The 13,820-nt window shown below is 65.4% G+C and carries 13 protein-coding genes and 2 pseudogenes; 5 read left to right on the forward strand and 10 right to left on the reverse strand.

Annotation, left to right across the window (positions count from 1 at the left end):
* Positions 1-217 precede the first annotated feature (217 nt).
* Complete coding sequence (gene rpmF / locus AKN84_RS39895) at positions 218-403, reverse strand: 50S ribosomal protein L32 (RefSeq protein WP_021077536.1); 186 nt, start codon at positions 401-403, stop codon at positions 218-220.
* Between the two features lie 157 nt (positions 404-560).
* A complete protein-coding gene (gene mtgA, locus AKN84_RS39900; RefSeq protein WP_050425851.1) occupies positions 561-1,232 on the reverse strand; it encodes a monofunctional biosynthetic peptidoglycan transglycosylase in 672 nt (223 codons plus the stop codon).
* A gap of 200 nt (positions 1,233-1,432) precedes the next feature.
* Between mtgA and AKN84_RS39905 the strand changes: the two genes are divergently transcribed.
* Complete coding sequence (locus AKN84_RS39905) at positions 1,433-2,353, forward strand: polyprenyl synthetase family protein (RefSeq protein WP_050425858.1); 921 nt, start codon at positions 1,433-1,435, stop codon at positions 2,351-2,353.
* A gap of 18 nt (positions 2,354-2,371) precedes the next feature.
* Positions 2,372-3,052, forward strand: coding sequence for a DUF1345 domain-containing protein (locus AKN84_RS39910; protein WP_050425852.1), 681 nt, complete (start codon positions 2,372-2,374; stop codon positions 3,050-3,052).
* Between the two features lie 232 nt (positions 3,053-3,284).
* Here AKN84_RS39910 and AKN84_RS39915 read toward each other — a convergent pair whose 3' ends face one another.
* Positions 3,285-5,183: a caspase family protein gene (locus AKN84_RS39915; RefSeq protein ID WP_050425853.1), complete on the reverse strand. Its 1,899-nt coding sequence runs from the start codon at positions 5,181-5,183 to the stop codon at positions 3,285-3,287.
* 338 nt (positions 5,184-5,521) lie between these two features.
* Between AKN84_RS39915 and AKN84_RS39920 the strand changes: the two genes are divergently transcribed.
* Positions 5,522-5,815 (forward strand): hypothetical protein, encoded by a 294-nt coding sequence (locus AKN84_RS39920; RefSeq protein ID WP_244485738.1) that lies wholly within the window; start codon positions 5,522-5,524, stop codon positions 5,813-5,815.
* A 20-nt stretch (positions 5,816-5,835) separates the two neighbouring features.
* On the opposite strand, the gene AKN84_RS39925 is transcribed toward AKN84_RS39920, so the two are convergent.
* Positions 5,836-6,318 carry a GFA family protein gene (locus AKN84_RS39925; protein WP_128971574.1) on the reverse strand — a complete coding sequence of 161 codons (483 nt, stop codon included), beginning with the start codon at positions 6,316-6,318 and terminating at the stop codon, positions 5,836-5,838.
* A gap of 63 nt (positions 6,319-6,381) precedes the next feature.
* On the opposite strand from AKN84_RS39925, the gene AKN84_RS39930 reads away from it, so the two are divergent.
* Positions 6,382-6,756, forward strand: coding sequence for a nuclear transport factor 2 family protein (locus tag AKN84_RS39930; protein WP_050425854.1), 375 nt, complete (start codon positions 6,382-6,384; stop codon positions 6,754-6,756).
* A gap of 301 nt (positions 6,757-7,057) precedes the next feature.
* Positions 7,058-8,664: pseudogene (locus AKN84_RS39935) on the forward strand (Na+/H+ antiporter).
* A 165-nt stretch (positions 8,665-8,829) separates the two neighbouring features.
* Here the strand turns inward: AKN84_RS39935 and AKN84_RS50170 are convergent.
* From AKN84_RS50170 to AKN84_RS47605, 6 genes and pseudogenes are all read right to left on the reverse strand, one after another.
* A complete protein-coding gene (locus AKN84_RS50170) occupies positions 8,830-9,234 on the reverse strand; it encodes a hypothetical protein (protein WP_283805579.1) in 405 nt (134 codons plus the stop codon).
* Positions 9,234-10,169 carry a Rieske 2Fe-2S domain-containing protein gene (locus AKN84_RS39940; RefSeq protein ID WP_283805580.1) on the reverse strand — a complete coding sequence of 312 codons (936 nt, stop codon included), beginning with the start codon at positions 10,167-10,169 and terminating at the stop codon, positions 9,234-9,236. Before AKN84_RS39940 ends, AKN84_RS50170 begins: the two co-directional genes overlap by 1 nt.
* A 180-nt stretch (positions 10,170-10,349) precedes the next feature.
* Positions 10,350-10,949, reverse strand: coding sequence for a DsrE family protein (locus AKN84_RS39945; protein WP_050425855.1), 600 nt, complete (start codon positions 10,947-10,949; stop codon positions 10,350-10,352).
* A gap of 39 nt (positions 10,950-10,988) precedes the next feature.
* A complete protein-coding gene (locus AKN84_RS39950; RefSeq protein WP_050425856.1) occupies positions 10,989-11,648 on the reverse strand; it encodes a hypothetical protein in 660 nt (219 codons plus the stop codon).
* Positions 11,645-12,688, reverse strand: a complete 1,044-nt coding sequence (locus AKN84_RS39955) for a TAXI family TRAP transporter solute-binding subunit (RefSeq protein ID WP_128971575.1) — start codon at positions 12,686-12,688, stop codon at positions 11,645-11,647. Before AKN84_RS39955 ends, AKN84_RS39950 begins: the two co-directional genes overlap by 4 nt.
* 56 nt (positions 12,689-12,744) lie before the next feature.
* Positions 12,745-13,820, reverse strand: a pseudogene (locus AKN84_RS47605) (hypothetical protein); the annotation flags it as partial.

Here is a 13,820-nt window from a genome sequence, read left to right on the forward strand (position 1 = left end):
GGCTTGCGCCTTATTCAGGGAGAACCAGCAATGCGGCGATGCTCATCGGCTTCGCCGCGGACGCGCCCGTCTTGACCGCACTCGTTGGCCGAATTCAGGCGCAGCGCCGCTTGATTGGAGCATGACCTCCGCGCAAACGCGTTCCGCGTTTGTCGCGAGGGAAAACCGCTACGCACTTTTCCGGGTCATGCTCTGCGGCGCGACAGCCGAAGTCCGATCAGGACTCTTTCTTGGCCTTCAGGACCTGGCGGCCCTTGTACATGCCGGTCTTCAGGTCGAGGTGGTGCGGACGGCGCAGTTCGCCGGAGTCCTTGTCCTCGACATAGGTCGGGGTCTTGATCGCATCGGCCGAACGGCGCATGCCACGGCGCGACGGCGAGGTTTTTCTTCTGGGAACGGCCATGACGGTGTCCTCTAGGGTGTTGCGGAGGCATCGTCCGAAATGCGGACGGGCTCAGCGCTTCGAAGCGCAAGCTGCGATGCCGGTAAGGCCGCGCTTATAGAGGATGGCACTCCGTAAAGCTAGGGCCGCAGACAGCAAAAAGCGCCCGAAATCGCGCTCAATCGCCGCGATTTTCGCGCCAGCAGCGCGTCACGGTATTGGCCCGGGCCATATAGGTTCCGGACAGCCTGCGCACCCCCGGACCCGGGTTCCGGGCGCTTCTTTTCACCGGATTCGGCAGGATCGCCGCCAGAAGCGCGGCTTCCCGGGGCGACAGCGCCCCGGCGGAGCGGCCGAAGGCATATTGGGCGCCGGCTTCGGCGCCAAACTGCCCTGATGGGCCCATTTCCGCGATGTTGAGGTAGATTTCCAGGATCCGCTGCTTCGGCAGCACGAAGTCGATCCAGAGCGCCAGCGGCAATTCCAGCCCCTTGCGGATCACGCTGCGGCCGGACCACAGGAACAGGTTCTTGGCCACCTGCTGGGTGATGGTCGAGCCGCCGCGGGCGACCTCGCCGTCCTCGGCATCGTCGAGCGCCTCGCGCAGCGCGCCCCAATCGATGCCCCGGTGCTTGCAGAAATGGGCGTCCTCCGACCCGACCACGGAGCGGGGCAGATAGGGCGATATCGCGCCGAAATCGACCCAATGCCGCGTGACCGGGGCCCCGCGCAGGCTCCGCCACGCCATCAGGGCCGAAACTGGCTGACCGGTGCGGTAGAACGGCGTCACCAGATAGGGCAGCAACAGCACGACCAGCAAAAGCAGCAATAAAATTCGGACAATGCGCAAAACGAGGGTTCCCGGGGAGGACCTCTTCAGCAAGGATTTGGCACCCGCCCGCCAGGACACGGCCGACGCCGTCAGATGTCTGTGGGATAATTCACGGTTTTTCCAGCACTTTTAAGGCGCGAATCCGCCGCAGGGTGGAATTGACGAAGCCGATCTCATCAACGATTGTCCGGCCGAAAATCGATCTGGAGCAATTCTTAATGACGACCGGTACTGCAGAGTTTTCCAAGCGGCTGGACCAGACCGCGGAGGATACCGAAGCCCTGCTCGCAAAACTGCTGTCCGATGCGACCGAGAGCGACGAGATCGTGCGCCCGAAGCGGCTGATCGAGGCGATGCGCTATTCGAGCCTCGGCGGCGGCAAGCGGCTGCGGCCGTTCCTCGTCGTCGAGAGCGCCGCGGTGTTCGGCATCCCGCGCGAATCCGCGCTGCTGGTCGGCGCCGCGCTCGAATGCATCCACTGCTACTCGCTGATCCATGACGATCTGCCGGCGATGGACAATTCCGATCTTCGCCGCGGCCGCCCGACCCTGCACAAGGCCTATGACGACGCCACCGCGATCCTCGCCGGCGACGCGCTGCTGACGATCGCCTTCGACATCATCACCCGCGATGCGATCCACAGGGATGCCCAGGTGCGCCTGCTGCTGACCCGCGCGCTGGCGCGCGCCTCCGGCGTCGGCGGCATGGCCGGCGGCCAGATCCTCGACCTCGCCGGCGAAGGCCGCTTCGGCGACCGCGAGCCGGTCGACGTCGCCCGCCTGCAGCAGATGAAGACCGGCGCACTGCTCCGCTTCGGCTGCATCGCCGGCGCGATCCTCGGCCAGGCCTCGCAGAAGGAATACCAGGCGCTCGACGATTACGGCAAAGCGCTCGGCGAGGCGTTCCAGATCGCCGACGATCTGCTCGACGTCGAGGGCGACGCTGCCGCACTCGGCAAGCCGGCTGGCGCCGACGCTGCGCTCGGCAAGACCACATTCGTCACCCAGCTCGGTATCGACGGCGCCAAGCAGCGCGTGCGCGACCTGTTGGCGCGCGCCGACGCCGCGCTGTCGGTGTTCGGCGACAGAGGCGACGTGCTGCGCGCAGCCGCCCGCTTCGTTGCCGATCGCAAGAACTAGCGGAAAGCAAAGCGCGAAATGAGCAAGGAGCTCGACGACCGCCTTGTTCGTTTCCGCAAGCTGCCGATGCCGGTCCGCGTGGTGGTGGGCCGGCCGCGCACCTTCACTTCGATCGTACTCGGCATCATGATTGCCCTGCTGGTGCCGGGCTCGCTGCGCCTCGTCACGCGCCTGCTCGCCGGCTGGGACGCCTTCGCCGCGCTCTATCTCGTGCTCGCCTATGTGATGATGCTGCGCTGTGGCGTCGCCCACATCAAGCGCAGCGCCATATTGCAGGACGATGGCCGTTTCCTGATCCTGCTGCTGACCGCGTTCGGCGCGCTGGCGAGCCTGTTGGCCATCGTGTTCGAACTCGGCGCATCCAAGGGCAGCCCGGCCGGACTAGCGGTGGCAATCGTCACCATCACGCTGTCATGGACGATGGTTCACACCGCATTCGCGCTGCACTACGCCCATGAGTTCTATCGCGGCAAGACACCCGGCGGATTGCAGTTTCCGAGCGGCGATGAGCATGCCGACGCCGACTACTGGGACTTCGTCTATTTCTCGTTCGTGATCGGCATGACCGCGCAGGTCTCCGATGTCGGCATCACCGACAAGATCATCCGCCGCACCGCGACCGTACACGGCATCATCTCGTTCGTGTTCAACACCGCGCTGCTGGCGCTGATGGTGAACATCGCGGCGAGCGCGATCTAGCCCGTCATCCATTTGGATCGATGGTTCCGCCACGGCTTCGTTTCACCTCTCCCCGACGGGGAGAGGTCGATTTGTTACCAATCAATCCGCTGGACATGCGTAGCAAATCGGGTGAGGGGCCGCAGCGCTAACGAGAGACCGTAATCCCTCACCCGGCGCTGCGCGCCGACCTCTCCCAAGGGAGAGGTGAAGTGCCGCTGCAGCTCCAGCTCAACCCAATCGCCCCACGCCGCTAATTGCAGGCCTCGACATTGCCGACGCCCATACCGGGGCCGCCGCCGCCGCGGTACTCGATATGGCAGCCGCGTCGGACTGGACGGCACGCATAGTTATCGCAAACGATCTGACCGCTGCCGCCCTCGGCCCTGGCACGGCCCTGCGGGCGCGGAATGGCCGCGGACCGGATCTGCGGCTCGCGCGGTTCGCGGTGGAAGGTGCGTTCGCGCTCGCGGCGCGACGGCCGCTCGTCGCTGTCGCGCTTGGCAACCGGCTTCCGCTCGCGCCGCTTCTCGCATTCATTGTCGTCGTTGAGGAACGAGCCCTCGGCGCACACGATCCTGGTGCAGCGATCGCCGTCGGCCTTGTAGCCGCGCTCGCAGACCAGCGGGCAGACGCGGGACTGCTTCAGCTTGACGGCATCGAGGGTGTCGACGCTCGCGGTCTTGATGTCGAGCTTGGTGCCGGCATAGCGGTTGAACAGCGTCAGCGAGCGCTGCGACGCCGCGTTCCAGTCGCCATCGACGGCGCCGGTCAGGCAGCCGACCCGGCGCAATTCGGTCTGCACCGATTTGACCACATCGGCCTCGGGCGAACCGGTCGCCAGGGCAGCCACGGTGGTGGTCTTCTCAGGGGGAGCCGGCGGAGCTGATGGAGCGGCCGCAGCCTGCGCTGCCGGCTGATCGGGAACCGCCTTGTTCGCCGCGGCGCGATCGGCGAGCGCGGCATCGGCCTGGCGCTTCTGCTCGGCGGCCGTAGCCTGCTCCTGCGCGACCTGCTTGGCCCGTTCGGCGGCAAGGCGCGCCGCTTCGGCAGCCTTCGCGTCGGCCTCGGCCTTGGCCTGCTGCGCCTTCTGCGCGCCCTCGGCGGCGAGCCGTGCACGCTCCTGCTCGGCCAGACGCGCCTTCTCGGTAGCCGCGACGCGCGCGTCCTCGGCCGCGAACTTCTCGAGCTGCAACCTGGCGAGGTTGGCGTAATAGCCGCTCGGATATTGGGCGAGGAAAGCGTTCATCGCGTTTCGGTTGCCGATCTGCAGCGCGAGCTCGTAATCGCGGCGGGCTTCGGACTGCGGCGTCGGCGCGGGTGCCGTGGGCGCCGCGGCAGCAGCGGCAGGCGCCGGCTTGGCCGGGGCCGGCACCAGCGGCACGTCCTCGCCGCCGAGCGAGCCATAGACGAACGGCTCCTGGCGGTTGTTGGTGGTCTTGAGCACGTCGTCGCGGACATAGCCGAAGGCGCGGCGGACATCGAGACCGGGGGTCGGCAGGAACTTCGACAGCGCGATCGTGAACGGGCTGTTCTTGCCGTCGCCGTCGGCCGCCGTAGAGCCGGCCTTCGCCGAATAGGCGATCAGCACATTGGGGCTGGTCGGCTCGACCTTGGCGAGACCCTGCCCGATCGCCCGGGTCGCCAGCGTCCGCTTCATGGTCTTGGCGAACGGATTGTCGCGGCAGGCATCGAGGATCACCAGCCGCAGCTTCCGCGCCGGCTCGATCGCGACCAGGATGCGATCGAGCGAAAACGCCTCGTCATAGACGTCGGTGTCGCGCTCCAGCCTGGCATCGACCGGGATCAGGTAATTGGCGCCGTCCACCTCGATGCCGTGGCCGGCGTAGTAGACCAGCGCGATGTCGGCATCGCGGGCGAGGTCGGCGAATTCGCGCAGCGCGCGCCGGGTCTCGACGGCCGGCAGGTCCTTGCGGAAGTCGACCGTATCGAAGCCGGCATTCTTCAGCGTCGCAGCCATCACCGAGGCATCGTTGACCGGATTGGCCAGCGGCGCGGTGTTCCGATAGGCCGAATTGCCAAGCACCAGCGCCACGCGCTTCTCGGCGAAGGCCGGCTGGCAGACGATCAGCAGAAAGGCCGCGACGGCGAACAGCAATCGATTCAAGTTCAAGAACCCAGACCCGTTCATAGCGACACTCTGGCCGTTTTGTAGCATGCAGGTCCGTCTAGCAGAATCAAGCGCGGCACTTTGTGAGGCGCCTCACGATCCGCGCCGGCGTGGACCATGCCATCCTGACTGTTAGTCGACGAAGCGGACCGCCGGTTCGGATTTGGCCGGGCACGCGTTTTCGTGCACGATCCGGGCAACGAGAACAGACGCACGGAGGACGTGATGCAGGGCACAAGCGCGGCGGTTCCATCCGCCAGGGCCGGCACGGTCGGCGCCAAGTTCGGCGCCATGACCCGAAACCTCCTCGTCCTCGCGCTGCTGGCCGCTGCGCCGCGGGCTGTGGCCTGGTCGACGCCGTGTTCGATGGCTTCAAGCACGCCAAAGCCGTGGAGAACGATCTGGTTGCGATGGTCGGGGTCAAGCCGACGGTCGGGTTCAACTGGCACAATGGCCGGCTCACGTCGGTGACCGTCACCTTCCCCCGCCTGCTGCAGGACAAGCCGTTGCAGGAACTTGCCGACGCCGCGCGCACCGCGGTCGGCAAGGAGTTCAAGCAGCGCGCCGACGACGTCGTGCTCGCCTTCTCGCTGGGGCCGTCCGAGACGTCAGCGGCACCAGCGGACCAGGCTCAGAACAAGAACTTGCCTTGAGCGGATTTATTCCCCGCCATTTATTCCCCGCCTTGCGTCACGTGCTCCTGATATTGCGGCAGGTCGTCCAGGATCGCGTACCACGGCGCCTTGGAGCCGACGAAGATATGCGCGGTCGGCCGGATCGAAGGCGCGTCGCGCAACGTACCCAACGTGACATGGACATAAGCGCCGTTACGGACCTGCGAATAGAGCAGCGACCCGCAGCGGCCGCAATGCGCGTCGTGGGTGATCTCATCGCCGTAGATCAGGAGACCGTCGGCGCCGCTGGTGACGGTGAACTTTTCGCGCACAATCCCCGCGAACGGCTTGAACGCCGATCCCGTGGTGCGCCGGCAGTTCGAGCAGTGACAATTCAGCGCATAGGCAAACGCGTCGGCAACCTCGTAGCGCACGTCGCGGCAGAAGCATTCGCCGGTCAGAATGCGATCGTGCGAATTTGCGTTGGAATTTTCAGATGCAGTCACCACTTGGCCCTCACGCGGAATTTTATCGCCGGCCATGGCGCAATCCGGCGGATCATGCCTAAATCCTAGCAGCCAAAATCCTGCCGGGAGGACTAACCCATGAGCCAAGATCGATCCACCGTCGAAAAGGTCGTGCAAACCTATTTCGACGGCCTCTATGAGAGCAACGCCGACAAGCTCGCCGAAGCCTTTCATCCAAGTGCCGACCTGCGCTGGGTGGAGAAGGGCGAGCTGAAGGTCCTGACCGTGCCGGATTGGCTCGCCTTGGTGCGCAAGCGCACGTCGGCGAAGGCCGAAGGCAAGCCGCGCGAGGACTTCATCGTCACCATCGACCGCTCCGACGACAACACCGCCTTCATCAAGGTGCGTTGCCAGCTGCCGCCGCGCTATTTCACCGACTATCTGGTCGCCATGAAGCTCGCCGATGGCTGGCAGATCGTCTCGAAGTCCTACCGCTACGACCTCAAGGACTGACCGGGCAGCCCTGAACCGAAAGCGGCATGAGTTCTGATTAGACCGGCCACGAACGCGATTCACCTCTCCCTTGGGAGAGGTCGATTTGCGCAGCAAATCGGGTGAGGGGTACGGTCTATCGAGAGAGCAAGAGCCCTCACCCGGATTGCTTCGCAATCCGACCTCTCCCCGCCGGGGAGAGGTCAACCGAGGCCGCGCCAAGCCGCCGAACCGATTCAACCTAACTTCAACCCGATCCAGCGGTCCGGCTCCGGCCGGACCGCATTGACTGGCGCTGGTTTCCGGGCGAATTGAGCCCGTTATGGAAGCCAAATTTCAGATCTTTCTCACTTTGCTCGGCGTGCTGGCGGGAACCGCCCTGGTTGCGCGGCGGACCGATATCGCGCCGGCGATCCTGCTGCTGCTGGTCGGCGTGGTGCTGGCCTTCGTGCCGGGCATGCCGTCGCTGGAACTGCCGCCCGAGCTGGTGCTGCTGGTGGTGCTGCCGCCGCTGATCTATTCGGCCAGCGTCGCGATGAGCTGGCGCGAGTTCAAGGCCAATCTGCGGCCGATCATCCTGCTGTCGGTCGGCTGCGTGATCTTCACCGCGTTCCTGGTCGCGGCCGCAACCCACTATCTGATCGGCCTGCCCTGGAGCACAGGCTTCCTGCTCGGGGCGATCGTCGCGCCGCCGGACGTGGTCGCCCCGCTGGCGATCGCCCGCAAGCTCGGCATGCCCAGGCGCATCCTGGTGATCCTCGAGGGCGAAGGGCTCGCCAACGACGCGACCGCGCTGATCCTCTACCGCTTCGCGCTGGCCGCCATCACCACCGGGCTGTTCTCGCTGCCGAAGGCGACCGGCACGTTCTTCGTCATCGTTGCCAGCGAGATCGCGTTCGGCACCGCGGTCGGCTGGCTCAGCCTGCGCGCCCGCCGCAGAGCCCGGGATCCGCAGGTCGAGATCACGCTGTCGCTGATCACGCCCTATCTCGCCTACTGGATCCCCGAGCATTTCGGCGGCAGCGGCGTGATCGCGACCGTCGCCTGCGGGCTCTATATGAGCTGGAACGGACCGCTGCTGATCTCAGCCGCGACGCGCCTGCAGGGCATCTTCTTCTGGGACTTGATCATCTATCTGATCGAGGGCCTGCTGTTCCTGTTGACCGGCTTCCAGATGCGCTCGCTGTACGAGAAGTCGAAGTCGTTTCCGCTGGACGACATCCTGACCGCCACGGTGCTGGTCGCCGTCATCGTGATCGTTGCGCGCTTCCTCTGGGTGTTTCCCGGCACCTATCTGCCGCGCTGGCTCAGCAGGCAGCTGCGCGACCGCGATCCGCTGCCGTCGTGGCGGGCGGTGTTCGTGGTGGCCTTCACCGGCGTGCGCGGCGCGGTCTCGCTCGCCGCAGCGCTTGCGCTGCCGCTGACGCTCCCGAGCGGCGAAGCTTCCCGTATCGCGACCTGATCCTGTTCGTCGCCTTCGGCGTGATCTTCGTGACGCTGGTCGGGCTCGGCCTCGGACTGCCGCCGGTGGTGCGCTGGCTCGGCCTCGCCAGGGACGGACGCAGCGAGCATATCGCCGAGCACGAGCAGGAAATCACTGCGCGGCGCGAGGCGCTGAACGCCGCGCTGAAGTCGCTCGACGCCATCACCGACGACCGCGAGCTGTCCGACGAGGTGGTCAAGCTGTTGCGCTCGCGCCACGAGATCCGGATCAACCAGCTGCCGGACTCGCTCGACCCCGACAAGCACGACGCCTCTGCCACCGGCACCGAGCTGACGCGGGAGCTGATCTCCTCCGAGCGCAAGTTCATCCACATGCTGCTGCGCGACGGCAAGATCACCGACGAGACCCGGCGCCGCATCGAGCGCGACCTCGATCTGGAGGAGGCGAGCCTGTCCAACAGGGAGTATCGAAGGATACCGTTGTAGTTTTTCGTCGTCCCGGGCAAGCGAAGCGCGACCCGGGACCCATAACCACCGATCCATGTTGTTGGACCGGGCGGTGGCCACAGCTCAGCGCAACAATGAACATACGTGGTTGTGGGTCCCTGCTCCCGTGCGCAATTGCGCACTAGGCAGGGACGACAGTGGTTATTACTCCGCAGCCGCATTCTGCCCGGGACCGCCGACGAAGCCGGCGGGATCGCCGAACCGCTCGACCATCACGGCAGTGAGATCCTTGGTCTTGCTGGTGACGCAGGCGCCGGAGCGCACGGTGTAGCGATCCTGGTGCTTAACATGCAGCGGCGCCTCGCCCTTTTGCAGCGCGCGGGCCGCCTCCATCATCAGCTTGCGGAAATGCATGATGCCGAGATCGGTCGGGCCGAGATGCTCGCGGGTGCGGTCGGCGATCGGGCCCTGGCTGTCCTGCACCGCGGCGTCCTGCTCGGAGACGCCCTTGATGCCGGTATAGCTCTTGGTCCGCTGCAGCTTGCGATCGATCAGATAGTCGTTCGACTTGTTGCGCAGCGGCACGTAGTTCTCGTCGACCACGGCCATCACGCCATTGCCGTTGGCGTAGCTTCGCGCTCGGCGTCGGTCAGCGGCCGGTGCGGATTCCACGCATAGGTGTAGATCCAGCAATTGGTGTCGGTGACCGGCACGAAGGTCTGGCCGAACATGTTCTCGCCCGGCATCGAGCTCGGCGCGTAGCTGTGAAACGGCATCAGGAACTGGGCGATGCGCCAGTAGATGTTGTCGCTGCCGGTGAGCCGGCCGCCCGCGACTGTCAGCCCCGCCTCGTGCGGATTGATCTTGATCACCGGCCGCGGGTCCTCGGCGATCCAGCGCATGTGGTCGGTCGCGACCCGCGTCAGCGGGTTGACGAAATGCTTCTTGATGTCGAGGATCTCGTTCTCCTCCTTCTCGAAGGAGAGATGCGCGAAGGTGAAATGCGCGGTGTCGATCGAACCTTCCACCGCCTGCACCCAATTGCAGTCCTGCCACTTCTTGGTGACGAAGCGGTGCGAGGCCGGCAGCAGCGCCATTTCCAGCGCGGGCAATTCCGGCATCTGATCGGCCGGGCCCATATAGGCCCAGATCATCTCGCCCCATTCGCGCACCGGATAGGACTTGATGCGGATCAGGTCCTTGGCGTTGAGGTCCGGATAGGAGGTCGGCATGTCGACGCAGCGGCCGTCGGTATCAAACTTCCAGCCGTGATAGACGCAGCGGATACCGCATTCCTCGTTGCGGCCGAGCCAGAGATTGGCGCCGCGATGCGGGCAGTATTGATCGATGACGCCGACCACGCCCCTCGAGTCGCGGAAGGCGAGCAGCTCCTCGCCCATCACAACGATCTTCTTCGGGTCGCTGTCCAGCTCCGGCAGTTCTTCCGACAGCAGCACCGGAATCCAGAACCGGCGCAGCAGTTCACCCATTCCCGTCCCCGATCCGGCTTCGGTGAGGAACTTGTTGTCTTCGGCGCGGAGCATCGCGTTTCCCCGGGTTGTTTTTTGATTTTCCTGGAGCTTGGCGTAGCGGATGCGGAACGTCAATGCGATTGGCTGCGCGGCCGGCAGGCCTGCCCCGCGCGCCCGTGGATTTACGCCTGCGTTCTGCGCGGCAAGCCGCGCCCGCTCAAAAGGGAGTTCAGGGCCGGCCGGCCCTGCGGCTCACGGCTTCACGTAAGCCCATCCCTTCTCCTGCAATTCCATCACGCGCACGACGCCGGACTTCACGACTTCCGCCTGCTTGATGATCGGGATGGACTTGTTCTCGGCCTTCTGCATCTTCTCCTGGGTATTGCCGCAGGCCTTGAACGACACCTCGGGTGTACTGAGGGCCATTTCCTCGATGCGCGCCTTCACCGGCGACGTATCCTCGCGCAGCATGTGCAGGCCCGGGCCGAACGTGACCACCTCGATCTTCACCTTCTCGCCAAGGCCCTTGTAATACTCGGCCACGTTGGTTGCGTTGTTGAGCGAGAGATTCATGGCGGCAGCATCATTGGAGTTCACCTGCAGGATCAGATGATGCTCCTTCCCTTTCGGCGCCGCCGGATTGTGCATGCGGGCAAAGGCGGAGCGCTTGCGCGTTTCGGCGGTGGCCCGCGGCGTTTCTGGTTTCCGCGCCTCGCTCACCGAGTAAGTCGCGGACTGCGCGGCCGGCACCCAGTATTTTCCGCCTTGCTGGGCCACCGCAAATGGCGTGGACGCCAGCACAGCGACGGCGGCGATCGCAAAGAGTTTCGCAACAGATTCAAAATTGCACATCAATCATCTCCATCTCGAAAAATCGGTAGACACACTTTCTCAATTGCTGGGCCTTGCGACGGCGAGCGGCCATTTGCAGACCGCGGCCATCCTCGCGCGCATCGCGTCCAGCCCCGCGAGCGAGAACGTTGCATCTTGGGCAGCCCCGGCACCGCGTGAGAGGTGGACGGCAAGCACCGCGTTATCGGGAAGCGATTGCAGCAGGCGAACCACATCGCCGGCGACGGCGACGCCGGAACCAGCCGCCGGCACGGCCGCCGCGACCTGCACCGGCGCACCGTCATTGATGCGATAGGAAATCACATAGCCGTCGCCGCGGCCCGAGATAGCGGGTCCCGCGAACGACAATTCGGTCCGTCCGCCGCGACAGCGGATCGACAGCTTCACGGACGAATCGACCGAATCGGACATCGTCGCGGTGGCGATCGGTGAATAATCGACCGGCGACGTCGTCTCGCTGATCGTCCAACGATTCGCTTTCGACGCTTCGCGGCGAGCCGGCGCGGCGGCATGCGACAGCTTGTCGAGGCACTCCAGCCGCGCTTCACGTTCGAGCTCGGAACAGGCGCGCAGCTGTGCCATGGGATCCGTCACGGGATCTGTCTTGGGATTTGTCTCGGGATTTTCCACCCCTTGCGCCAGGGCAACGCCGTTGATGACGGCGATTGCCACAACAAGCGGGGTGGAAAGCCTGGTCATTGCGATGCCCGTGCGGTCGACGACTGCCGATCGAGCCACGCCTGCGCGGCAGGAAAGCGCGCGAGGCCGGGCACGGTCGCTCCGAGGTTGATCGATTTCCATTTCGGATCGAAGCCCGGTGCCTGCAGCTTGTCGATCCGCGAGAACAGATGATCGACGAAACGCGCAACGCGCTCGAAGCGGTTCGAGTTGGCCGGCCAATTGAAGGCGACGAGGGCGGTCGGTACGGCGATCGTGGCGACATGATCGCCCTGCTTGATCAGATTTGGGTAATCGGCCGCATCGAGCGCCGCCGGCAGATAATAGTCCTCGAACTTGCTGTCATACGGGACCGGCAGGAACTTGAAGCCCGCTTCAAATCGGCCTTTCACAAACGCATCGATCGGCTTCGAGGTGATGAAGACGACGGCCGCCATGTCGCCCTTGCGCATCTGCTCGAGCGCGACCTGGTGCGGAATGAACGTCTTCTCGATATCGATCCCGAGACGACTGAAGATCAGCGGACCTGAATAGGCTGCGGCCGTACCCTGGCTGTTGAAGTTCACCTTCTTGCCGGCGAGGTCGCTCAGACTCTTGATCTCCGGACGAACGAAGACATGCAGCTCGGACGGAAACAGGTTCAAAACGTAGGTGATCCGCCGCTGGATGTCAGGCACCTGGCTCTTGTATTCCTCGAGCGCATCGGAATTGATGATCGCAGCGTCGATGCCGCGCAAATACAGCAGCGAGTTCAGGTTCTCCACGGGCCCTCGCGTCACCACCGGCAGGACGTGCAGATTGTCGCCGTCGTCGACCACGCGGGCCATCTCCGCGGCGAGGCGGATCGGCGCGCCCTCGAGGAGGCCGCCGGCGAGGCCCACGGTCCAGGCGTTCATCGCCAGGGCTTCGGGCCTGGGCCGGGGCGGCTCGGCCCGGACCACGCGCGCCTTGTGCGGCCGGTCATGCTGCGGCCGCGCATCCGCCGGAGGCGGCTGCAGCGCCGGGAGCAGCGACATCAGGCCCGCAAGCAGCAGCGGGCGAAATCCGATCAACCTCTTCATCGAGCAGCTCCTTTGCACGAGTCGGCGCGTTCGTCCTTGCCGCTGGGATCGTTTGATCAACGCAGCGCCTCGATTCGCGCCTTTGCCTCCTTGATTCCACCGGCCTCAGCCTTGGCGTAGAGACCGCGCGCCTTGGCTGCATCGCCACGCGTTCCATAGGTCCCCCAGCTCGAGAGGGTCAGCGGATCATAGGTTTCCGCGAGCGCGAAGCTTGCCTGGGCGCTGCCCGTCTCGGCGACGCTTTCCAGCACGACCCGCGCACCCCCGATGTCTCCGCGTTCCAGCAGCAAGCGCGCCCGCGCCAGCAGTCTCGCCTCTTGCGCACCGTCGTCAGGCGGGGTCGCGGCATTGCCCGCGGTGCGCGCCGCGGCGGCCCGGTCCTGAGGCGGCGCCACCGCTGCGCCCGCCGGCTCCTCCTGGATGGGCCGGCCAGCGTTGCCGGTGGTGGCAACCTGAGATACGACGGGCGTCGCTTTGGCGGCGAAAGCAGCGATATCGCGGCGCGCCGATGCAAGGTCCCGCTCCAATTGCTCGGCCCTGCCGCGCTCCCGCTGCAACAGGCTGCGCTGCTCGGCCACGGCCTGCTCCGCGGCTTGCTTCATCCCGGCGGCTTGCAGGTTCGCTTCGGCTGCCCGCTTGGCCTGCGCATCGAGTTCGCCTTTCTTTGTTGCGAGATCACGCGCCAGCGCTTCAGCCCGCTGCTGCTCTCGCTGGAGTGATTGTCGCAACTCGGCGGTATCGTTTGACTCCGCCTGCTTGCGCTTTGCTGCTTCGTCGCTGGCTTGGGCTGCCTGCGCCTCGTATGCGTAGACTTTGCTGCGCGCCGTCGAGAGATCCCGCGCCAGCGCATCGCCCCTCTCGTGCTCCTTCTGCATCGATCGGCGCAGTTCCACAGTGCCGGCTTCCGTCGTCAGCTTCAGCTTGGCAAGTTCGTCGCCCGCCTTGGCCGCCAGTGCTGACTGCGTCTCCACGTCACGACGTGCCGCCGCGAGGTCCAGCTCCAATTTCGCGGCCCGCTCGTGCTCCTGCTCCAGCGACTTCTGCGAATCCGCTGCGCCGCTTTGCGAGACCTTCTTCAGCCGGGCCGCTTCATCGCTTGCCTTCGCCGCCAGCGCGGTTTGCGTCTCAACGT

This window comes from Bradyrhizobium tropiciagri (genome assembly GCF_001189845.1).
In the GTDB taxonomy this organism is placed as follows: domain Bacteria; phylum Pseudomonadota; class Alphaproteobacteria; order Rhizobiales; family Xanthobacteraceae; genus Bradyrhizobium; species Bradyrhizobium tropiciagri.